The organism is Stenotrophomonas sp. SrG (assembly GCF_050031795.1).
GTDB lineage: Bacteria > Pseudomonadota > Gammaproteobacteria > Xanthomonadales > Xanthomonadaceae > Stenotrophomonas > Stenotrophomonas rhizophila_A.
The window spans coordinates 1-235 of record NZ_JBNBBE010001347.1; the positions used below are offsets into that span (position 1 = coordinate 1).

The following is a 235-nucleotide window of genomic DNA, read 5'->3' on the forward strand; positions in this document are numbered from 1 at the left end:
CGACGGAACCGCCGCCGTCGACGCGACGATAGCCCGGGTCTCGGTCAGCGCCTCGCGGGCCACCTGCTCGACCGTGGCGATCGTCGTGGCCGCGGCATCCGACTGCCCGTCCGCCGACTGCATGCCCGCCCGCTCCGCGAGGATCACCAGTCCGGCGAGGGTCTGGGCGAGGGTGTCGTGGATGTCGCGTGCCATCCGCTCGCGCTCCTCCGCGGCTCCGCGGTCGCGGCTCAGG

General features: G+C 74.9%; 1 protein-coding gene. It reads right to left on the reverse strand.

Going from position 1 to position 235, the window contains the following annotated elements; all coding sequences use genetic code 11:
• The coding region (locus ACQG3P_RS23800; protein WP_426806427.1) for a histidine kinase dimerization/phosphoacceptor domain-containing protein at positions 1–195 on the reverse strand (195 nt) is incomplete at its 3' end.
• Between the last annotated feature and the right edge of the window lie 40 nt (positions 196–235).